Origin of the sequence: Stieleria tagensis (assembly GCF_024129865.1) — a bacterium.
In the GTDB taxonomy this organism is placed as follows: domain Bacteria; phylum Planctomycetota; class Planctomycetia; order Pirellulales; family Pirellulaceae; genus Stieleria; species Stieleria tagensis.
Map to the genome: position 1 here is coordinate 39,212 of NZ_JAMYFE010000135.1, position 22,213 is coordinate 61,424.

Consider the following 22,213-nt stretch of genomic DNA (forward strand, 5'->3'; position numbering starts at 1 on the left):
AATTTTTCTGTCGGCTATTTTTCTGTCACTCCTCCCGCTAGTCCTGCCGCTCTGTCGAATCCGGTCGGTGTCTCCAGCCAGACCATCTCGGGCGAAATCAGGTGAAAACGTCGCGGGAATCAAGTCTGCCGGACCATCATTCTCCGAGTGGGGAACGACAACTGCTCGCCAATGAGCTCTGTCCCCGGTCATCGTCCTGACGGACCTAGTTCGCGGCGAATGTTTGCAAACCCGTTGTGGAAAGATTGCGATCGACTCTGTCGAAACTTTCGCGTACCGCGGAAGTGTCTACAATCTGGAAGTTCACACCGAGCACGTCTACGAAATAGGCGAGCTTGGTGTGCTGGTGCACAACGGGACCGAAAGTTGCGCGTTGGGCAAGGCGCTGGCAAATGGAGACCTTGCAAAAAAATCAAGGATTACCAAGCAAGGATATCAGGCCGCGCATATTGTCTCGAATCCTGGATGGGGAAGTCGAAAGCCGCAGAAAGCCATTGATGCGATTGGCAGGGCCCATAAAACATTAGATAAAGCTGGCATTGACTAAAATGGTAAGACAAACGGTTTTTGGGCAAAGGTTGGGCACCTTGGTACTCACCCTGATAAAGCTCCTTTAGAGATCGCCAAGCGGATAAACGATGCGGGTGCGAAAGGACCAGATGCAGTCGCCGCCGCTTTGAAGGGACGAAAGAAAACATTCCTGCACCCATCATACCTAAAATAGATGATTTATAAGCTTTTTAAAATTATGGAAATCACGGAATACGAAGGCTTCGTGTTCCGTGACAAAGAGATCCAAGACCGGTTCGCCCCCCAGGAAGTTCCAAGACTAAAGCGTGATTGGATAGTACCAAAGCTAGGCGATACATGGGACTGTCCAGAGGTGATAGGAAGCGTCAGTTCACTAAATGATTTCCCCTGCGTTGCTTGCATGGTACCTGCCTTCAGCAGTCGAGCGACCGATGTACTTCACGGAATGCTACAAGCCAGCGGCGAGATACTCCCATTATCCGGCGATGGAAAAGGTTTCTTTGCATTCAACGTATTGACTAAAGCGGATGTATTGAACCGAGGTCGTTCAGTTCTGCAGTGGCTAGGCAAATCGGAGCAGCCCATGGACTGCGGCATACCTGCAACGATTGAGAAGTATGAGTTCAACGATATTGACTATAGTGGATATTCGTTTTTCCGTATCCCGGATGACTTAAGTAGCATCTATGTGACACAACAAGTTTTCGAGACTATCTCGAACAATAACCTGAAAGGCTTTCACTGCGTCAAGGTATGGCCGAATAATGACGGTAAATCCTGGCGAGAACGCGACTTCGAACTGGACAGAGCTGAAAAGAAGACGCGTTCGATTTGAGAACGTGTATTAAAAAGCCGTTTTCTTGCGTGCGAGGCGGCGAGTCAATCATAGCGATGTAAATTGCCGTTTCGGACGTTTCTGCCAGACGCTCGTAGTCTTTTGAAAGTCTCCGATGGCGGTTCATCCACGCAAACGTTCGTTCGGCGATCCAGCGTTTTGGCAACACGACAAAGCCTTTTACATTCACGGGACGCAACACAGTTTGAAGCAGTACGCGACACGTCGATTGAACCCAATCCGGTAAACCGCACTTGCCATACGCGCTGTCGGCGAAGACCACCTTCAACCGTCGGAATCTGTCCTTGATTCGGTGAAGCACGAAGTGTGCTCCTTCGTAGTCTTGCAGATCAGCTGCGTGCACCACGACGACCAGCAACAGACCCAAGGTATCGACAGCTGTCATCTTGCGCCCAAACAGTACCAGTGATTTGCGCCCCATCCGGTACCAGTTGATCTGTAGCCGTACACCAGAACCACTTAGCGACCGCTGGTTGACTTGCTCAGCAGGCGGCGGCGGGCTCGGCGAGTGCGTTTGCGGTCGGCTGCCTGTGCGAAAAAAACGTGACGAGGAAGCTGGCTGGGGACAGAGCCCAGGGGCGAGGATGAGACGCTCCCCTCGCAACGCACGTCACCCGCCACTTGTTCGAGGCCTGTCCCCGGTCATTCTATCGACGACATCCTGACGATGCTTGGTCCATCAAGTTGAGCTCGGGACCAGGGTCCTTCCCTGGTAACGGATCGAAAACGACGAAGCGAACTCGCCGACCGGATGAGCGATGATGCGAACAGCGATCTCTCGCACACGCTGGTCCGAAAATGCTCGGTGATGCCGAAACTCGATCACTCTAGGTTTGATCATCGCCGCCAGTGCGTTACCAGCCGAATCGTCTTCGTAATTCAGTCCTGAAATTCGGATGTCGCGATGCTCCGTCGTGTACGGAAAGAAATGGGCCGCCGTTTCGTTGGCGATCAATTTCATCAGGTAGCCTTCCTGATCAATTGACGCTTCGACGCATTCCAACCCTGTGACATTCATTTGATGCGATCATTCTGAAATGGGCGGTTGACCACTGTCGCTGACGGCCATTATACGATGACCTTCCAACCACGTCGGCGGTTCCACCTTCGCAGCCAGTTTGTGAACTACGCTTTCGGGGACGGATTTGGCCCGGTCGCGGTTCTGTTCCAGCAGCACTCGCATAGGCGGTTCGACGTAGATCAGTTCGGTTTGTGCTTTGTAGTCGGCGAACAATCCCGTCCAACGTGATCGGGTTTGACGCAGGATGTTCGTGGCGTTAAATGCAAACGACGTTCCCGCACGAAGGTGTTGCCGGCATCGCTCGGTGGCGGTTTGGATCACTCGGCCCTGGTCGTCATTCGGATCGACTTTCATTTCCGTTCGGATGTCGTCGAGCGAAACGACGGGCAGGTCCGGTCGATGCATGGCCAGCCACGTGTCTTTGCCGCTTCCAGGTAGACCGCACATCATCGTGACTGTGCAAGAAAACTCCTCGTGCGGGACGTAGTGCAGGTTGGGTTCGGCTTGACGGAAGTATTCGAGTCGGGCGTGGTCGGTCGCGAAGGGATAGCGAGCGTCGAAGCAACTATTCTCCTCGGCAATCAGCTTGTAGTAATGCAAATTGTCTTCGGGACGGCTCATCGAATCGGTATCCCGACCGCGAGTGTCAGCCATCGCGAACAAATACAGCAATCGGTTCTCACTCAACCAAGACAAACGAACCACTTCCCGGGACGTATCCTCTCGTTCGACCACAAACGCCGGCCGACCATGGTAGCGAACTAGCGAACAAACCCGTTCACGTTCGCCGAGCGGGCATTCCAATTCGCGCAGCACTCCGCGAACCAAATGCTCACCCTTCACAGCGTGATTGGGCGAACGCACGTGACCGGTCTCTGGATCCAAGACCGTTGTATGTGGCTTGGCCGCATCGTGAAACAACGCGGTCAGCAATAACGCACGCCGGTCACCATCGTCAAGCGAATCCCAATCTTCAAGCTGCGTCAGCTGATCGCAAACCATTTTGGTATGAGTCCAAACATCGCCCTCGGCGTGCCACTGCGAGTCCTGTTCGCAAGCCGCCATCGCTCGCGCCCAAGGCTCCGCTTCCGCCCACGCGAAGATCGCGTCATGGCTCGCTCGTGATAATTCGCACCAATTCATTTCCAAAAATCCACCCCGTCGACCAACTCATTCGGCACCATCACTTTCTGTTGCCAGTGCGTGCTTTGCTTGATCTTCTCAACAAACTCCGGCCGTACAAACTTGGCCCGCCCAGTCACATGCGTCCCGTTCTCGGTGCGTAGATACAGGCCCTCTGCCAAATCATCTTGCCGTCCGGTCAGCGGATTGTCGAACTCGGCACCGAACGCAGACGCCTGAATTAACTCCTCCAAATCGGACCGCTTCATCGCCCCGCGATGCACGATCGGAACCGTTTCGATCTCGGTCCCACCGAGCAACTCGATCCGCCGCTCCAGCGTCAGAAACGACTCGGCATCCTTGTCATAAATATCGAACTCGAAGAAGTAATGCGGCAGCTCGCGGTAGTGGATCGAATGCTTCGCGTACATCCACTCGCCGTATAGGATGAACCGCTCACCGAGCCGTTCCTCCAACACGTTCCGCTTTACCCTCGTCCACTGCTTGAACAGATCGTACTGCGAATGCATGCCTTCGCTAATCAGATGCCCTCGACATTGCAGCATCAACTCACCGCCGGCAAAGTGAATCCCGACGTTCGTCCCGTCAATTTTCTCCTCGACAATCAACGAGTCATCCGCCAGAAACGAGACTGATGCACGTTCCCCAAGATGCTTGTCATCGCTCGTCCCGCGAGAGCCAAACAAATGTGGCGTCCGCGGATATTTCACAAAGTCGCCTCGCGAAACGCCCATCAAAATTCTCCAAAAAAACATATTCTAGTGGGCACGAGACACACATGTTCGGCTAGAGGTTCGCTTCGTTCAGCTCGAATAGGTGCGATGCAGTTCAAGTTTTCAGTGCACGTTCATGATCGTTCTGTAACTTCCTGAACTTCGCATCTAAAACTGTTCTAAAAAACGCTGCCGCCTGCCCAGCTCGTTTGAATGATCGAATTTGTGTTCGCCAGCGCCGAGTGGAAACAGGCTGGGGACAGAGCCTAGAGGCGAGCGAGAGGCATTCCCATCTGAGGAGTTTGCCGGCGAACAAGAAACGGTGGCGGACGGTGCGATTGGTGACATAAACGATCGGAACTTCACCAGGATCGATCACTTCGCCGTGACAGAGCCTGCCATGCTGTCACCGTTCTAACAAAATCCTGCTCTCAACTTATCGCTGCTAGCCATTCATCCATCAATTCTTCGAGGGAATTATATTCATCAGAACGTTCACCACTATCCACATCACATTCGTAGATTACCCCTGTTTGAACATCAACGGCACCATAGCCAATGCCAGCTTGGTACATAAAAGGAATTGAAGCACTTGGAAAGTCGCAGCCAAGCTGAGAAACCTCTTGCTTTAATAGTGCCAATGAAAAAGTCATGTCCACACCGTTCTTAGATTTTGCCATCTCGGCGGAGGCAAATTTAAACGTACTTGAAAAAACATCTAGCCCATCAAAGTCTGTATAAATCGTGCCTAGTACTTGCAAGCTGTCAAAACCACTGTTTCCCGTTCTCTTCCACAGCGTTGATTGCTCTCCGCTTTCGTGCGTAATTTCCAATCGATCTTCGAGTTCCTCAATAACGCCAGGCAGTTTCTGCCGGATCCACCTCAAAATGTCCATCTATCATCCTCCGCCATTTAAGTGCTGTTGACTGAGTCCTTCTCGATCGAGCATCTGCCCAGATGAACCACCCTGGGTACCGCCATTTTGATGAAAATTATTAACATGCCCCGCAGCCCCACCGCGAGATGGTACCACGTTGTTTGGAACGTCAGCAAGCGTTGGATTTCGTTTGACATCGTTGATGTGATGCCAGCGAACATCGCTGGGATATTGGCCAGTCTCAGCGATTTGTTTTCGTTCCGGCCAGGTAAAACCGCCTTGATTGGCAGTACCCGGGTGTCCATCTTGAATTAGTTTGCGTTCTGCAGCCTTCGCGGCATACACCCCCCGTTGCCGAGCATTCTTGACTTCCTTGGCCGTTAACTTCTTCGGTACACCACACTGCGGGGTTTTGGCTCGTCTTCCGAGGGTTCTTTTTAATCCGGAGCTGATTCGTTGCTTGAGGCGGCCGACTCTGCGGGGGCGTTTGCTGGTGTTGTGGACGAGGACGGCGTCGGCTTGGCTGCTGGCGGCGGCGAAGTAGGTGTGGCTGCCTTCGACTTCGAAATTGTAGGTCGCAATTCCGTCTTCGGAAAACTCGGTTTCATGACCGCTGACTTGACTGACACGGCCGCCAGGTTCTTGCAGTTGATCCCCTACCTGCAGCGTGCTGGCATCGGTCCAGCCGCTACCAATCACCCAGAACGGGTGCGTGCAGGTCGTGCCGATCGTTTGCCGCCTTCCATCACTGCTGGTGATGGTGATTCGATGAATGTGATCGGCGGAATTGCGGAACACTCGCAGGACGGTGCGCGGCATCTCCCGCTGGAATGCTTCGTCCCATGCCAGCACCGTGTCGCCCGGAACGATCGATTCAATCGGCTTGGACGCCACCGAGGTTTCGAACGTCATGTCGGCGATCGAATCAGGCCCGAGCCGAATCGACGGTTGCACACTCAGCAACGGCAGCGTGCAAGCGATCATCAAGATCACCGCGAGTCCCCATCGAGCGAGCTGGCCAAACGTCGTGGTGTTGCGACGAAGATCTGCGTCTGAATCCAATGTGACTGCCGGGGAGTGAACCGATGACCGAAGTCGTTGGACATCGTTGATTTCAGCAGCCAGCTGAACCGTTTGTATCGGTCGCCTGCGCAACGTGTCTTCGATCAGTTCATCGTCCAGAGGCTCCGCCATCTCAGGTGACTCCGGCTCGAACTGACTCCAAAATTCATCCGTCGCCGTTTGAGCCGCGGTCAAGCTGCGAAGCTTCTGACTCGATTTTGCAATGCCGAGTGTGGTGGCCAATCCGACCAGCCCGACGATCAACGGCGTCCAATCCGAGACAGCGAGATGGCTGTCTGACAAATCGTTGGAAAACAGTTTGCTGGAAGACAGATTGTCATCGACAACCAACACATGCGTCCCGGCGATGAAGCAGTTGGAATGGGGAGAACCGCCGAATCCGGTGTTGATCTGGAATCGATTGTCGTTGTTGACGACATAATAGGGAGGGCCATCACCGCCGCACGATGCACGGACGGTGACGGAGTAATCCGTGATGAAGTTCAACGACTGGACGTCGTGGTAGTTCGTACAGCCGCGTGGTGGATCCGATTGCGATTGGCTGAGTAGCGAGAGGACGGTTGAAAACTCGGCGAAGACTCCGTTGGACCAAGCGGCGACTCCCAACAGAGCGCAGCTCATGATCTGAACGTCCACGGCAGCGGGCGTGGGAATGCCACCGCCCTCGATTCCGCGACTGTAAAACTCTTGGTAGATATCAGTGAAGGGCACTCCGGCGCCGACGCTGAAGACCGTCGTCGACTCGGTGAAGCAGCTGAAATCAACGTCAATGATGCTGAAGATGACGCTGCTGACGACCGATGCGTACGTCGATGCCGCGATGTGTCCACTGGGGTCGATGAAGTCGGTGGGGCTGTTACCAACGTAGCGATAAAAGTTTGTGTCGCCGGCTGAAATTCCCCAACTGTCTTCGCTGGAGAACCGCCCGGTCGTCGGATCGTAGTGACGGGCGCGATAGTCATAGAGACCGATCGACGCTTCCCACTCGCGTCCGGTGAATTTGAATCGGTCACCTGCAGCCGGATCAGATTCCGAACTGATATTCCCAAAACTGTCGTAGTCGATCGAATCGAGCACGTTGCCCGCCGAATCCACCACATCACGAACGGAAAAGAGCCGGTCTTGCAAATACCACGCCGTGCCTTCGCCGGGTCTGTCTCTGGCGATCAGATGATCAATGGCTTCGGTGCCGTACAGATACTTTGCAATCACGGTGCCGTCGGCTTGATGGTCCGCCCAGACTCGGGAACCATCGTAGACGGTCGTTTGGACGACGCCGTCGACTTCGCGGATGATCTTGCGATCGAAGACGTCGTAAACGAAATGGGTTTGCGTTTCAACGACGCCGTCGTCGGCCGTCACCACCACCGAAGTCAAACGGTTTCGATAATCGTAGGTGTACTCGGTCACTTGACCGTCAGTGATTCGGGTCTTGCCGATCAGATTGCCCACTGCATCGTATTGGTAGTCATAATCCCCGTCTGATTCGAGGCGATTTCCCGTTGAAACCTGGTCATCGTCGGAGGTGCGATTGCCGGCTCCATCGAAGACATATTCTTCCAGGATGCCGCTTGCATCAGCGACCGCAGTGACTTGGCCACGGCCATCGCGATCGTATTGGCGAAAGACACCTCGGTCGGTCGTCGAGATCAATTCGCTGGCCAAGTTGTAGCCGTAGTCGACGGCGCTGATTTCATCGCCGGACGCCCAAAGGTGTTCGACGCGCGTCATGCGTCCGCTGGTGTCGAAGGTGTAGTTCGAAAGCCCTACCAGGATTGGTGTACCGGCATTGGTGTACCGTCGAATCTGCGATAGCCCGTCGCGAACGTTGTAGTCCATCTCGACCAACACGGGCGAAACGCCTCCGCCGTCCCAGCTGATTTCGACTGGTCGATTGATCGAGTCAAACACCAACTGAACTTGGGTGCCTGACTGATCGCGGATCGTTTCCAGGTTGCCGCGTGAATCAAAACCATACGTCAAGTGATTCCGAGGCACGTTTGGTGTACCGAGATTGTCATCCGAAATGACTCGGTTGAGCGCATCATATTGATACTGGTAGTGGCTATTGACATCACCAGCGGTCAACAGATTCCCGGTCGCATCGTAGCTGAATCCAATCGAGCGATTGTCAGGACTTCCGACCCAGCGTTCCTCGGTCATCCGGTCCAAACTATCGTAGCTGTATTCAATCCGTCGGCCAAGGCGATCGAGCACCGCAGTCAGATTGTCGACAGCGTCGTATTGGTAGATCGTCGACGCGTCTAAGGCATCGGTATCGCGGACCAGTCGACCGATTTTGTCGTAGTCGTACCGGCGAACGTTGCCGGCGCCATCGGTGAACGAGGTCAGCAGATGGCGGTCGTCATAGGTGTAGAGAATCTCGAATCCGTCTGGGTCGATTTCTTTTGTCAAACGCGATGCCGCGTCGTATTCGTACTGACGGATTCGTCCAAGCGGATCAGCCTCTTCGGTCCGCAGGCCCACCTCGTCATAGGTGTAACGATAGGTGCCCCCGTCGGGCATCTCGGCCTGTGTCATCAGCCGATCGAGATCATAGGCGAATTTCCATTGATTGCCCTGCTGATCGGTGTAGCGGAGCAAGTTCGAGTCGGCGTCGTACTCGTACAGGATCGAATGACCGAGCGCATTTTCAACCTGGGTCAACCGATCGAGATTGTCGTAGGTGTAGGTGGTTGCGCTGCCGGCTTGATCGACCAACGCGGTCAAATTGCCGTTGCCGTCAAAGGAATAGGACGAGACTTGACCGAGAGCGTCCGTGACCTGACTTAAGTTGCCCGTCGGGTCATAGGCATATTCCGTTGCATTTCCATGTTTGTCGGTGAATCGAATTTGGTTGCCGACGGCGTCATAGTCGAAGGAAGTAAAATGGTCGGTCGGATCGATGACCTTTGTCAGCTGGTTGCGCGTGTCATATTCAAACCGGTACACTCGCCCCAGGGCATCGACTTCGCTGATTAGATTACCGGCCGCGTCGTAGTCAAATGTCGTTGTATTGCCAAGCGGATCGGTCACATCGACCAGTTGATCATTTCGTCCACCGGAGAATTGAACCATGGGAACAAGACTGGATGTCGGAACGGCGCTGCGTTTGGCAGGATTGATTCCGAACGCCCATGTGTTGTCTTGCCCGTCGGTAAAGCTAGTCACGTTACCGACTTGGTCATAAGTCCAGCGTTGGGAAATACCGAGCGGGTCAACGATTTCCGTCACCTGATCGAAGAAGTCGTATTCGAAGGTTGTTGTTCCCAATCCGTCAATCAACTCGACCACGTTTCCGACGGCATCGTAGACATAGGTCTGCGCTCGACCTTCGGGTGACGTGACAGTTTCGACACGTCCCAGCGCGTCGTAGGTGTATTGCGTCACGGCTCCGGTCGCACTGATTTCTTGAACGACCTGACCGCGAGGGTTGTACTTGTAATTGTACGTCGGGTTGATCGTCTGCTCGGTGACGTTGCCGATGGCATCGTAGGTCGTAAAGACTCGGCGGCCCTCTGGATCGAGCGTTTCCACGACGCGCCCTTCAGCATCACGGATGTACTGCATCGTGTTGCCGCTGGCATCGATGTGCGCGATGACTTGACCGTTAGCATCGTAACGATAGCCCGTTACGAAATCGGCTTGATTGGTCATGCTGGTCAATAAACCGTCGGTGTATCCGATGCGAATCGAACCACCCTCGGCATCGATCATCTCGGTCCGTCGCCCCGCCTCGTCAGACACAAACCGATTGACATTGCCCCGCTCGTCGGTCGTCTGTGTGATCATTCCCATCGCGTTAACGTCATACTGCCGCGACGTGCCGTCCGGCCAGATCACACGGTTGGCGACAAGTGTCGCGGTGTCGTATTCAAATTGAGTGACCAACCCGAATTGGTCGGTAAAGCTGAGTTGTCGCCCCAGCGTATCACGGGTGACCGACGTGACGTCGCCGCCCGCATTGATCGTGGACGCCAGGTTTCCATTGGCGTCAAATGTAAACTGCGTGACCCGACCGAGCGGATCGGTGACCTGTGTGATCCCGTTTCGATCGTCGTACTGAATTGTCTTGACGCCACCCATTGCGTCAGTGACCGACAAAACGTTTCCGCGATCGTCATAGGTAACCGTTGTTTCATATCCTTCGCGATCGGTGTACGAAATCAAATTGTCGTGGGCGTCGTACTCCATCAAAGTGCGGTTGCCGAGCGGGTCGGTCATCTGCAATGTGTTTCCGCGGTCGTCGAAAATCAACACCGTCTCATTTCCGAGGCGATCACCCAGGATTTCGAGATTCCCAGCGACATCGTATTGTCGTGGCGCTGTGTTTCCTCGCCCATCAGTCTCACCCGTCAGCCTGCCCTCTTCATCGAACTGGTTCGTGGCAACCGTGATGCCTCGCGGGTCGGTTATCGTCTCGAGGTAATGGGCAGGGTCACTCAGGTAAGTCATCGACAGGGTGTCCCCGACCTGATTGGTGACGCCGACTAATTCGCCGGAGGGCGAATAGGTGTAGGTCAGCGGGTTTCCTGCGGTGTCGATGATCTGGGTGATACGGCCGAACTCATTTCGATCCCAGGTGATTCCGGGACCGGCCGAGGAGTGGATCCCGGACTGGTCGAAAGTCAACACAACGTTGTTTCGGTCTTCGATCGACTGCAGTTCGATCTCAGCAAACTGGTTGTAGGTGTATCGCAGTTGGTCGTTGGTGACCAACGTGTAGGTGTCTGGGTTGTAAGGGAATCCGAGCAAATACAGCCCGAATGTTCCGTCCGCATTTTGTTGGAGAGAAACCTTGTCCACTTCCAACCGGTGAAAGACACCTGGATCCGGCACAAACCGTGGTCGCCAAAGTGTTTCCAACAATTGCGGTTCGGGGATCGGGTCGAACGTGAATCCGACTCGTCGTCCATCCGGCAAATTCATGTAGACGCGCGTGCCGATCTTGAACGGATTGGCGCCAAAGATTCCTGCGCCCGCCGCTTCCGATTCACTGACGGGAACCGATTCCCGGATTCGTGGACTAGCGACGTCAAGTCGCCATCCGTAACCAAAGTCACCGTCGTAGGGCGCATCGAGTGTGTCATAGATGCGATTGATTTGAATTGGAATCCCCGCGACAGGAATCGTGGCATCGGTCAGCTCGATTCTAAAATTGCCGAGTTTGGCGGCGCCTTCGACGGATAGAGACGTGGTTCGTTTTGAAATGTTGCCGTTGGTGTCTTGAGCAACGATTCGGATGTCATAGAAGTCGTTTGCCAGCAGGGTTGGATCAAAGACACCCAGTACGTCACTAACGACGCCAATGCCACCCGGATCGGGCCGGAACGTGTTGCGCGAAACGGGTCTGTATTCGTTAGTGCCCGAAAGCGCCACCTGGACTTCGTAGTATTCCAGGTTGTCGTCGGTCACCGTGCCGACGATGTCAGTCAGATAGGTCACCACATCGCCCGGCAGTGGACTAGTGATTTCGATGATCGGCGCGGTGGTGTCGCTGGGATCGATCACACGCAGGAACGGGTCCAACTCGATCGTGGCAACGTTTCCGGCCGCATCGATGGCCGTGAACACAACCTCTTTAATCCCGGGATTCTCGGCGACATAGTCGAAGCCCGATTCGGAATCGATCGGCACGTCGATGCCATCGATCGAAAGGCTGACGCCGGCCAGTTCAACGTTGTCCCGAGCGAAAACAGTGATCCGCGCGGTTTCGCCCAGATTCAGCAGATTGGTTGTGGAAGCGATGTCCACCAGCGGTGGTTGATTGTCGCTGGACACCGTCAATGTGTAGTCTTGCTCGGACGCCAGACCTCGCTCGTCAGTTGCCGTTAGGGTGATCGGATAGCTACCTGACACCACGAACGCTCTTGGCCAATCGACTCGCCCAGTCCGTGCATCGACCGTGATGCCCGTCGGCCCATCGACCGAATACGCCACTTGGTCGTCGGAGTCCACTGCAACCGCCGGATAAAAATACGGTTCACCGGCCAACACTTCCGTCACGGGAGTGGTGGTGAATGTCGGAGCCGAGTTCACCGCCCGCACTTCAAGATCAAATGATTGCCGCGCGATCAAACCGTCCGTATCAGTGGCCAGGATCGTGATCGAGTGCTGACCGATCTGGCTTGATTCTGGCGTCCAAGTCAACCGTGTTCCCGAAACGCTGGCGCCCGCCGGAGATGGCGACTCAATCGACAGCGTGACCGAGGACCGTTCGGGATCGACCGCCAGAATGTCGTAGACAAACGGCTGGTTGATCGTCGCGACGCGCTGTGGCGTACTCAGGATCAGCGGTGGATGGTTTGGCAGACCCGATGGTACGAGCAATGTGAATTCCTGAGTCGCGTTTCCGCCGCGACTGTCGCTGATTTCGACGACAACACGATGATGTCCCACATCGACCGCGGCCGGCATCCAAGTCAACTGGTTTTCGGAAAGCGACATTTCCGGTGGGCCTTCAATCAACCGCGTCGTGATCACATCCGCTTCGTGATCAAAGTGTCCGACGTTGTAGGAATACAGCTGCCCAACTTCAGCGGCCAACACGGGAACACCGGTGAAAACGGGTGCGGAATTGCCCGTGGTCTCGAACTGTACCTGCATGGAGAACCGCGAACGGTTCGGGTTGGAAAACGTCAATGCCGTCGCGCCACCAACCGCTCCCGCCAGGAGTAACGGATCCATTTCACTATCGAGGACAACGTACGGCGCACCGGCAGTGGTATCGCCATCGGCGTCCAGAACCTTGATTGACGCGGGGTCTAGATCGGTGAATGTCGCAACCAATGGCGCCGACACCGACTCCATCGATTGATTGTCAACCGCCAATGTCGTGTGCAGCTGGTTGGACGTGCGATTGAACGTGGTGCCACTGTAACGGGCTTGCAGTCCAGGTACCGCCGGTTCCAGTGAATCAAGCTCCAGCACCGGTGCGGCATCTTCACCAAACAGCGTGAGGTTCGTTTCGCTGGAAGTGCCGACCGTCGTTGTTGCCACAACGGTGAACGGATTGGCGCCCGCGGCCAGTGAAACCGGCGTGAAAAAATTCCCGGCCGGATCGATCGCTGTGACAGGAATCCCGTTGACCGTGACCGACTGAACATCGATGGTAGAAAGCAAATGGTTGCTCAGTTGATCGATGCTGCTGACCGCAATCGCTCGTCCGGACGACGACGGATCGGCATCAATCGAATTTGCCAAGTCGTCCAACTCTGCGGTCACCGATTCACCACCCAACTGAAACGCATAGAACTCGATGCCTTGATCGGCGACTCCAGCGAGCGGGATCGGATCCGGGTCAAACGCCTGCCCGTCGGTCAGGAAATAAACGAGTGTTCGGTCGGCTGGCTGAGCCGCGGCGAGTAGTTCGTTGACGTTTAAAATCGGAGGCGTGAACGAAGTCCCGTTTGTCACAGTATCGGGGCGGAAGACACGTGTTTCGTCGTCGGTCAAATTCCGCAGTGCGGTCTGAAAGTTCGCTAATTCGCCAAAGTAGGTTGTGTCGGCTGCGGGGTCGGCGAAAAACTGGTTGAATCGTTCTGGACCGGCGTCCATGATCGTACTTGAACCGGCGAACAACACTGTTGAGACTCGGATATCGTCCGATCGCAATTGCAGGTGTTCGGTCAACCGGATGGCGGCACCGATTTCTGCATCCAAGATGTCACCGATGCTACTGTCGCCATTCAAATCGTCCCCCGCATCGCCGACCCCGTCTCCGTTGACATCCAATCCCGTGACATCACGTGTGCTTCGCGAAACATCGACGACAAAGACAGCGTTGATCGACTGATTGCTACGACCAGCCTTGCCGCTGAGCGTGAGTTCCGTGCCGGTCGGATAGACGCTGCCGTCTGGCGGGGAAACTTCGATAGCTGGCCCAGCTGAATCAACTCGCTGAGCCGGAAAAATCGCGGTCAACGAATCGGCGCGCCGGGTGTTGTTGTTGGAGTTCTGGCCTTCGTAGACTCGATTGGTTGCATTGGTTTCGACAAACGCCCAAAAGGCGCCTTCGATGTCCGGCGGCAATGCAATGGTCGCCGTTGCGGTGTAGGACTCGCCCGCCGCCAACGGAGCGCTGTGCGGCACCTCGGCAAACACTCGCTGGCGAACATCAGGCGAATCATTGTCGTTGGAAACGATGACGCGATCGAACCATGGATTCGCATTCCAGCTTTGTGCAGTGGCTGTACCAATATTAGTCACCGTCCAGTTCACCTGGACTGCTGCTGGATTTCCCACCGAGATCGGATCGACCGTCACGGCACTGACGATCAGGTCGGCTGGCGATGGGATGGCGGTCGCCGGATCAGAAAGCAGGCGAAAACTAAAGTCGCCGTTGAGATCCGAGGGAGATGTTTCACGATTGTCGACACGGATTTGATATTGCCCTGTCTCCATGACTGTAAACGTGGTGTGCTCCTCAACCCGTTCCACTTCCACGTTGCCAGACGGGCCGATAATCGAAAACTCAAATGAGGGAACGGCGAGGTAGATTTCATTCAGCAAAACATCCAACGTCAGCTCTGCGCCGACGACTGCGGGAAACAAGTAAGATAGCGTTTCGCCAGCGACATCAATCGAATCACTGACCAGCTGTCCTAGTTCGATCGCGACAGCTGGCGCCGGAGTCACATCGTTGAGTTGAAACTCGTATTGCAGCAGGTCATCACCACTGCCTGCGATGACTAATCGATACAGTCCGGACTCGGTCAGGTTGGTAGCAACCCCAGTCGGTCGAACCTCCGCCCTGAAGTCAGTCTCCTGAACCACCTCGCCGCTGGGGCCAATGAGAGTCGCTTGCAGATCGTTGAAATCCTCTCGAATCCCGACTTGGTCCGAGAGCGAAACAAGATCCAGATACAGCGAGTCGCCTGATTCAGCCGTAAAGTCATAGGTATTGATGGAACCAGGGGAAATGATTTCGCCAAAATACAACGCGCCGAGTTCAATCGATTGCTTGGTTTCCGGAGCAACATCAAGACGGAACTGGTAACTGGCCAAATCCTCGTCAACGGCGCCAACTCGAATCGTATAGGTCCCGTCTTTCGGCGCGAGGATGCGTCCCGAGTCGTGGGAATCAGTCGTGCTGGAAACTCGAGAGAAGAGTTCTTGCCCATCTGGATCAAGCACGCGGGTTGCGATCGTGCCGCCGGTCAAATCGTTGTAGTTGACGAAAAACGCATCGCCAGAATTCGCTTCGAAGGTGTACTGATTCACCGAGCGATGAACATCAAACGTTTCCTCGATCGATTGCCCCAATTCAATCGTGACAGGTGGTTGCAGAGCGGCACGGGTGTACTGGAAACTGTAAGACGGAGTCTGGCCGCCGCCAGCGGAGATCTGGAACGTATAGGTCCCCGACTGGGTCGTCTCCAAATCAAAAACCCGATGTTCAAACGGCCGATCACTCGTTTCCCGACGAATCACCGAACCATCCGGTGCGACCAATTCGCTTGTCAGTTCGGCAGAGACAGATGAGAAATCGACGTTGATTCGATCGCCCACTCCGGCAACGAACGAATAAACATCCAACTCCGCCGCACTCGCAATTTCGCCGGCGACCGTGTCCCCATCAACCAACTGCGTTGTTGTATAGATCGCCTCTAGCAGGGTGAAATCGTACGCCGTGCTTGATCCCGAACCGCTCAATTGCAACGTGTACGTCCCGGGCACCGTGATCTGCGGTCCGAAATCGTGATCGTCGGCGAGAGCGGAAACGGCATGGTTGACGATCACCCCCGATGTGTCGGTAATCATTGTCTCCAGTGGACCTCCCGTGATTTCGGTGAAGTCCAATTCGATCGCTTGATCGGGCGCGATGGTAAACACGTACCGATCTATTTCATTTTCAGAGGCTAGGTCCGACCTCACACGATCACCCAGGTTGATCGTGGTTGACGCGATGAGTTGATCGGTGACGATGAATTCGTAGGGGCCGGTTGAAAAACCCTCTCCGTCGTCGCTGTCGACCGTCACCGTGTAGTCGCCGGTCGTGGGCAATGTGACTTCGTTCTGGTCGATGGGGACACCCGAATAATCGGCCATCAGATCCGAAAAGATCGTTTGACCCGATGGACCGAACAGGCTGAACGTGAACGGGCCGGCGGTGACGACATCAAAGTTCAGTGATTGCCCGGCGATACCCGAAAGCGTGTAGGCGTCGACCGCGCCACTGGCTTGGATTTGTCCGGTGACCGCCGTACCGAGCGTGATCGACGGCAGCGGCGCGGCGTTGACAGTGAACTCGTAGGCACCCGTCCAGGCGGTGGGAGAAAAGATCGAGACCTCGTAGCCGCCAGTGGATGGCAGGGCGATCGAACCGGTGTCGGAGAACGGTCCGGAGAAGAGCGGCGAATGGTTCAAACCGCCGCTGGCACTGGTGTCAACGATTTCCAGAACAAGACCGGGAATGTCCACCGCCACATCGATCGAAATGGCTTGCCCTGCGGCGCCGATAAAGCTCCAAAGATCCGTTGCGTATGCAGCATCAATGGAATCGGTGACGGTGTCTCCTTGGTTGATCGAAGCGAACGACGGCGGTGGAGGTTCAAGCAGCGAGACGTCGTAGGTGGGCGTGCCACTGCCGACGGACACCGAGAAGCTGAATGTTCCCGGTCCAAAGTAAGTGAGCTCTGTGACCTGACCTGGGCCAAATAGCGCGGTGGCCGGATCACCCGAGCTTGAGTCATAGTTCAAGCGAATTTGACCGCCGCTGACATCGTCGACTTGCAAGAACACCGGCCTGAAGCTCTTGGTGAATTCATACTCATCAACTTGACCTGCTTCAGTGAGTGTCCCCGAGACAGCGTCACCGACATGGATGATCGTCGCGGGGTCCGCAATCCCGGTCGGTGAAGTGTTTCCAGCGGCCAGCGGAAACAGGCCGCTGGCCCGTTGATCGCCTTGGTAGGGTAACGTTGCGTTGGCATAGTGGTACACGCTGTCTGACGCGTCGTCGACAATCCAAACACCATCGCCCCCAGCGGGATTAATGGTGATCCCTGTCGGCGACGTGTTGTCCGGATCGATGTTCCACCAATTGAGAAAAGCACCATCCATTTCGTAGGCAAATACTTTGTGGCTGACGCCATCCACCACCCATAACGTCTGACCATCAGTGGTGATGCCGCGAGGATGTCGGTTGCCATACGCCAACCGGAACCCCGATTTCGCCGACTGCGCCCCCGATAGACGACCGGCGGCACCGGCGTATCGTTTGACGGTGTTGGTCCCGTCGTCAACGATCCAAATGTCTGTACCATCGGTTGCGATGCCCTCCGGTGCACTCAGCCCGCGGGCGGTCCAATCACCCAACAACGTTTCGCCATCACTGTCGTACACATAGACGCGCTCACGCGAGCCTTCTTCACTGATCACCCAGATCGGATTGCCATCTTGATTGGTGGTGACGCCACGCGCATTGATCGATCGCGTAACATCAAATCCAGAAAGCGAACTCCCAACGGTGTCGTAACGTTCCACTCGATCGGAAGCATCGGTCACGAAAAAACGCGTCGACACCGGTGCGATGAAGCCTGCATCGCGACAAAATTCGATGTCCGTGATCGCACCGCTGCCGGCTAGATGAACCTCCATGCGTGAAACCCCGACCGCATCGAGGACGACTCGGGAGTATCCGTTGTTGCCGGAGTTGGCGATGGAGGTGGAAGCGATCAACGTTCCGGAGTGATCGAACAGATCAACGTGATTGTCGCCCGATTGCACGTCCAACATCCCCAGTTCGTCGATCATGACCGGCTGTTCAAAATCAAACACCAACGTTCCACCGCGGGCGTTGTCATCCGGATCCGATGTATCCCCGTCTTCGCTAATGATCAATACGTTTTCGTGACTGACGGAATTACTTGCCCCACCGCTGCCAACGCCCGGTCCGCCGTATCGTCTGGCGGGTGATCCCAGATCGGAATCGCCACCGGTGGGTGCGGACGAATCGAAAATCATCGCGGGCCGGGACGCATCGGCGCTGGAGACGGTGAAACCGATCGAGGCGAATTGGTCGGAAAGGATTGTTCCGGCGGGCATCGGAATCCCGAATCCGTCGACATTGAAGTCCACATTGGGCAGCCAGGCGCTGCTGCTTTGGGTCACACTCACATCCAGCAGGTTCGACAGATAGCCCGCCGAGTTGTCTTCGTCAAAGGCCGTCGCCTGGATCGTGTGTTGACCGATAGCGGAATAACGATGAGTGGCGTGATCCGAATCACCGGAGACCGTCTCGACCAATCCGTCGCCCCAGTCGATTTGCCAATGGGTGATCGTGTCTGCGCCAGGATCAACACTAACAAGATCAAGCGAATAGGTTGTCTGAGATTCGACAGTCGCTTCGCCAGCGATGCTCAGCACGGGGTCGACGTTGATTGCGGTGACAAGCAAATCCTCGGCTGGATACACATTGACACCGTCGGTTGCCCATCCGCTGATTCGATACTCCAGATCGCCATCGGGCAGCACGCTGGCAAACTCCAGCGAGTCGCCGTCGAGCGTTTGTGTGGCGAGCATGCCGGCAGGGGAGTGCAGCCCCAATGTCCACGAAGTTGGATCCGTATGGGGAGACGACAAGGTGGCGGTGTAGATGTTTCCTTCGGCCACGTTCGAATCACCCAGAATCTGAACGCGGGGCAAATCGCGGCAAAAAACCAGATCGGTCACCGCGCCGCTGCCAGCGAAATCAACTTCCATACGGCTGACGTTGGCGGCGTCGAGTGTCATTGTTTCAAAAGCGTTGTCACCGCCGCTGATCGCGGGGACGGAATCGATCAGGTCGCCAGCCGCATCAAACAGTCGAACAACCGTGTTTTCACGCGCATCGATGTCCAGCAACGAGATTTCATCGAGCTGCACCGGATGGTCAAAACGAAAGATCAACCTGCCGCCGGAAGCATTGTCGTCTGGATCGGAGGAGTCGGAGTCTTCGCTGATGATCAAAACACGACCATGCGACTGCGAGTTTTCACCGGCTTTGCCTGCCCGGCCGCCGCTGCCGACACCGCTGCCGCCAAAGTCGATATGGGGTGAACCAAGATCCGAATCACCACCGGTGGGCAATGCGGAATCGAAGATCATCGCCGGATGACGGATCGGATCATGGGTTGTGATGTGAACGCCCCATAGCGCCCATTGATCGTCAATGATTTCACCGGTGGCCAGCGGCGCGCCTGTGATTCCATTTTCAAAGTCAATCACCGGCAAACAAGCACCACGGACTGCTTCTTCATCTTCGACAGTGATTTGCAGCGTGCCGTCAACCACACCGCCGTCATCATCCGCCACGGTCACAGTGACGTCGAAGACACCTTGGCTTGCGTACAGATGCGACGCACCAATTGTGGCCGTCGTTGGCCCCTCCGGTCCGGCGATCGATTCGTCCAGATCATCAATCGTTGTGACAGGGCTTCCGTCGCCCCAGTCGATCGTGGCGGTCAACGTTTCTTCGGTGGATCCCGTTGTAAATCCGGCATCAGTGACCAGCGCGAGACCGTCGAATCGAGTCAGACGATTGGTGACCGCCGTGATCTGGGCAAGCTCAGAAAGAACCGGTGGCGTATTGGCAACCGTCGCGACCGAGCGCGTGCTGACCGAGGTGCCATTGCCGTCGATCATTGTGACGGTGATGTCGTAGCGGTTGTTGTCCGCATAGATGTGATCCGCCGCAATCAACCCGCTGAATCCATCGGCTTCGGCAGTAATCGTCATCTCATTGGAAACGCCATCTCCCCAGTCGATCGTGGCGGAATAGTTTCCGACTTGGCCAGGGTCTTCAAAGGTCGTGCTGACCGTGACCGAGCGGCCTTCATCGGTAACCAAGTTCTCCAGGGCGGCCAAGCTGACGATCGGATCGGTCACACCGGTGCGGATCGGTGACAGTGCCAGATTGGAATCGGCTAGCGTGACAATGATGTCGTCGACCGAATCACCAGTTGTAAGCGGAGCCGTCGCAATCGCAGAGACTGCCGATCCAAACCCTGACAATGAAATGGACTGAGAAACAAAATTGCGGTGTCCGTCTGCGTTATAAATTGTCAGAGCGTCGGTTCCAGCATCCACCAAGACAATGTCCGGTGCACCATTTCCGTCGACATCGCCGATGGCCATGTCGACGGCCGCACTCAGATTTCCGGGCAACGTGATCCGATTAAGTTCATCTGAAAAAATGAGATCGGGCGAGATCGCGACGTTGTCGATCGTTGCGATCGAACGGTTGCCGGGAGGATTCCCAATCAGATCAAACACCAATTTCGCATTCTGGCCGGCGATCAATCCGGTGACATCCAGCGTCACGGTTGATCCACTGACGGTGACCCCGTCGGCGACCGATGCGGCGCTGCCAGAGGAATGGTTAAAAAAAGCGGTTGAATGTGCAATGTGCGTCGGCACAACAGACTTTTGATCAGCATCAAGCAGCGAGACTTCAAATGCATCCGGCACACCCCCGGCAACGGGATCCAGAGCCAATGCGACGAAGTCAAATGAGAGCGATGTTGCGCCCTCAGGGATAACAATCGTTTGTTGCAGCGAGGTCAGGAAGGATTCATTTTCGGTGAACTGCGCCGCGCCGCCGAGTGCATTGATTCGTCCCGGCGCCGCGTCCGCTGCAGTACCGACGACCTCCGTCTGCCAACCGCTCAGCCCCGCTGAAAAGTCTCCGTTGACGATCACCGAGGCATCGCGGGGATCATCGGAACTGAACAGCAGAAACGACTCCGTAGCCGTTGTCACCGCCAGGTCTGTGTTGCCGTCGCTGTCGAAGTCGGCCTTGCCGAAGCCGACGATCGATGCATTTTCGACCGTCGTCAAATCGTCGCGGCGAAGCAGTGAACCGCTACCGATGACACCTTCGAAGAACACAATCGATCCATCCGCATGCCCGACCACAAGATCGGGTAACCCATCACCAATGACATCGGCGGCGATCGCTGTTGTGGGCGAAGCGACGCCGGTGAAATAGGTCTGCGGCGACGCAAACGTTCCCCCGGCAAGCCCGGGATAGACCAGCACAGCGTCGCTGGCCGATGCAACGACGACCAAATCGCGGGAAAGATCCGTGTCGATGAAATCAACCAGCATTGTGTTTTGCCCGGTCGATGTGAATCCGCCCACTGAAAATTCGCTCGAATCTGGCGCCGACAAGGTTTGCACGACGCTGAATCCACCTTGCAAATCATTGTGCAAGACACTGATCGCTTCAGCAGACTGCAGCACCAAATCGGTTTGCGGGTCTGCGTTCAACCGCTGGGCGACCATGGTTTGTTGCGGGCCGAGCAAGGTGTCGATTGTTTGAATCGTTTCCCAGCGGTTGTCATCGGGGCTGCGGTGAGCCACGGTCAAATCACCGCCGGAGCCGAGCAGAATCGCATCAGGCGCGGCATCGCCACCGAAGGTCCCGACGCCGATGGCAACCGGATTTTCGACCGTCGGCAAAACATGTGTCGGATCCGAAAGCACCGCCAACAGGCGGCGGTCTTCCAATTGTTGCATCAACGAAAGACGACGTTTTTGGCCACGTCGACGTTTTGCCGCACGAGACTTGGTTGGCCGAGAAAAGTAACCAGCGCCGGACGAGAAAGGTGCCATCGTAGCCCCGCCATGAAATCGAAATGTTTCTTACACTTGAATTCAAAAGGCTGGCTGATTCGCCCAGTCATAGGACGAGGGACATTGGCAACAAGGCCGACGTTCCGTTAAGCGAGCCTCACGCAGAACGCGTCGTACAAAAGCTACGGCCTCCGAATGGCCAGGTCAACCACCCCCTGAAAAGATGCCCCCAAGAAATCGAATGGGAAGGTTGGTGTCGTCGACAGAGAGTTGCGCAGTTCCAGAGTCGACTCGTCGATTAGGACGGTCCAGCGGTGAAACGCTGGTCTAACAACTTTCTCACAAGCGCGACGCGTGGGCTTTGAAGCCAGACCCGACGCGTGATCGAGGGATTGAGGGTGTTAGCGGGATCCCTCGCTCACGCTCTTTG

The 22,213-nt window shown here is 55.6% G+C and carries 8 protein-coding genes; 2 read left to right on the forward strand and 6 right to left on the reverse strand.

The genetic code is table 11. The annotated features are described in order from the left end of the window. Positions 1 to 223: 223 nt before the first annotated feature. Both NHH03_RS26010 and NHH03_RS26015 read left to right on the forward strand, forming a co-directional pair. Positions 224 to 547: a hypothetical protein gene (locus NHH03_RS26010; RefSeq protein ID WP_253161273.1), complete on the forward strand. Its 324-nt coding sequence runs from the start codon at positions 224 to 226 to the stop codon at positions 545 to 547. 177 nt (positions 548 to 724) lie between these two features. Then, entirely contained in the window at positions 725 to 1,366 is a 642-nt protein-coding gene (locus tag NHH03_RS26015; protein WP_253161274.1) for a hypothetical protein, read from the forward strand. On the opposite strand, the gene NHH03_RS28465 is transcribed toward NHH03_RS26015, so the two are convergent. The 6 genes from NHH03_RS28465 to NHH03_RS26040 form a co-directional block, all read right to left on the reverse strand. Continuing rightward, positions 1,278 to 1,808 carry a transposase gene (locus tag NHH03_RS28465; protein WP_390895635.1) on the reverse strand — a complete coding sequence of 177 codons (531 nt, stop codon included), beginning with the start codon at positions 1,806 to 1,808 and terminating at the stop codon, positions 1,278 to 1,280. The genes NHH03_RS26015 and NHH03_RS28465 overlap by 89 nt on opposite strands. Positions 1,809 to 2,066: 258 nt before the next feature. Next, complete coding sequence (locus NHH03_RS26020; protein WP_253161275.1) at positions 2,067 to 2,405, reverse strand: hypothetical protein; 339 nt, start codon at positions 2,403 to 2,405, stop codon at positions 2,067 to 2,069. Positions 2,406 to 2,414: 9 nt separating this feature from the next. Continuing rightward, the gene (locus NHH03_RS26025) at positions 2,415 to 3,551 is read right to left on the reverse strand and encodes an AAA family ATPase (RefSeq protein WP_253161276.1); all 1,137 of its coding nucleotides are present in this window, start codon (positions 3,549 to 3,551) and stop codon (positions 2,415 to 2,417) included. Continuing rightward, positions 3,548 to 4,285 (reverse strand): RNA ligase family protein, encoded by a 738-nt coding sequence (locus NHH03_RS26030; protein ID WP_253161277.1) that lies wholly within the window; start codon positions 4,283 to 4,285, stop codon positions 3,548 to 3,550. Before NHH03_RS26030 ends, NHH03_RS26025 begins: the two co-directional genes overlap by 4 nt. Before the next feature lie 410 nt (positions 4,286 to 4,695). After that, complete coding sequence (locus NHH03_RS26035; protein WP_253161278.1) at positions 4,696 to 5,160, reverse strand: hypothetical protein; 465 nt, start codon at positions 5,158 to 5,160, stop codon at positions 4,696 to 4,698. A 3-nt stretch (positions 5,161 to 5,163) separates the two neighbouring features. Further along, positions 5,164 to 21,822: an RHS repeat-associated core domain-containing protein gene (locus tag NHH03_RS26040; RefSeq protein WP_253161279.1), complete on the reverse strand. Its 16,659-nt coding sequence runs from the start codon at positions 21,820 to 21,822 to the stop codon at positions 5,164 to 5,166. Positions 21,823 to 22,213 lie beyond the last annotated feature (391 nt).

What these genes read in the sequence shown, in the direction of transcription:
- NHH03_RS26025 (WP_253161276.1), bottom strand. Translation starts at nt 3,551, where the DNA reads ATGAATTGGTGCGAATTATCACGAGCGAGCCATGACGCGATCTTCGCG.
- NHH03_RS26035 (WP_253161278.1), bottom strand. Translation starts at nt 5,160, where the DNA reads ATGGACATTTTGAGGTGGATCCGGCAGAAACTGCCTGGCGTTATTGAG.
- NHH03_RS26040 (WP_253161279.1), bottom strand. Translation starts at nt 21,822, where the DNA reads ATGGCACCTTTCTCGTCCGGCGCTGGTTACTTTTCTCGGCCAACCAAG.
- NHH03_RS28465 (WP_390895635.1), bottom strand. Translation starts at nt 1,808, where the DNA reads ATGGGGCGCAAATCACTGGTACTGTTTGGGCGCAAGATGACAGCTGTC.
- NHH03_RS26030 (WP_253161277.1), bottom strand. Translation starts at nt 4,285, where the DNA reads ATGGGCGTTTCGCGAGGCGACTTTGTGAAATATCCGCGGACGCCACAT.
- NHH03_RS26015 (WP_253161274.1), top strand. Translation starts at nt 725, where the DNA reads ATGATTTATAAGCTTTTTAAAATTATGGAAATCACGGAATACGAAGGC.
- NHH03_RS26020 (WP_253161275.1), bottom strand. Translation starts at nt 2,405, where the DNA reads ATGAATGTCACAGGGTTGGAATGCGTCGAAGCGTCAATTGATCAGGAA.